Source organism: Bacillus sp. FH (assembly GCF_052216825.1).
Classification (GTDB): Bacteria; Bacillota; Bacilli; order Bacillales; family Bacillaceae_G; genus Bacillus_A; species Bacillus_A paranthracis.
On the sequence record NZ_JBQOUU010000001.1, the window covers coordinates 2,667,501 to 2,668,635 of the forward strand.

1 rRNA gene (running past one end of the window) is annotated in these 1,135 nt (G+C 52.1%); it reads left to right on the plus strand.

The window, feature by feature from the left end:
- Positions 1 to 1,135, plus strand: a 23S ribosomal RNA gene (locus ACTT1L_RS14050); its annotated part reaches 614 nt to the left of the window's first position; the annotation flags it as partial.

Below are 1,135 nucleotides of genomic sequence, written 5' to 3' on the forward strand. Positions count from 1 at the left end.
TAGAATGAACCCGGCGAGTTTACGATCCCGTGCGAGGTTAAGCTGAAGAGGCGGAGCCGCAGCGAAGAGCGGGTGCTTGAATCGGGCGTTTAGTACGTGGTCGTAGACCCGAAACCAGGTGATCTACCCATGTCCAGGGTGAAGTTCAGGTAACACTGAATGGAGGCCCGAACCCACACGCATTGGAAAGTGCGGGGATGAGGTGTGGGTAGCGGAGGAAATTCCAATCGAACCTGGAGATAGCTGGTTCTCCCGAAATAGCCTTAGGGCTAGCCTTAAGTGTAAGAGTCTTGGAGGTAGAGCACTGATTGGACTAGGGGTCCTCATCGGATTACCGAATTGAGTCAGAACTCCGAATGCCAATGACTTATCCTTAGGAGTCAGACTGCGAGTGATAAGATCCGTAGTCAAAAGGGAAACAGCCCAGAGAAACCGCCAGCTAAGGTCCCAAAGTGTGTATTAAGTGGAAAAGGATGTGGAGTTGCTTCAGACAACTAGGATGTTGGCTTCGAGAGCAGCCACCATTTGAAGAAGTGCGTAATAGCTCACTAGTCGAGTGACTCTGCGCCGAAAATGTACGGGGCTTAAATACACCACCGAAGCTGCGGATTGATACCGAATGGTATCAGTGGTAGGGGAGCGTGTCTAAGGACAGTGAAGTCAGACCGGAAGGACTGGTGGAGTGCTTACCGAAGTGAGACGATGCCGGTATGAGTTTTAGCGAAAGACGGGTGAGAATGCCGTTCCAGCCAATGCCTAAGGTTTCCTGAGGAAGGCTCGTCCGCTCAGGGTTAGTCAGGAGCCTGAGCCGAGGCCGACAGGCGTACGGCGATGGACAACAGGTTGATATTCCTGTACCACCTCTTTATCGTTTGAGCGATGGAGGGACGCAAAGGATAGAAGAAGCGTGCGATTGGTTGTGCACGTCCCCAAGCGGTTAGGCTGATAAGCAGGCAAATCCGCTTATCGTAAAGGCTGAGCTGTGATGGGGAAGCTCTGCCTTATGGAGCGAAGTATCTTTGAGTTCCCCGCTGCCAAGAAAAGCTTCTAGCGAGATAAAAGGTGCCTGTACCGCAAACCGACACAGGTAGGCGAGGAGAGAATCCTAAGGTGTGCGAGAACTCTGGTTAAGGAA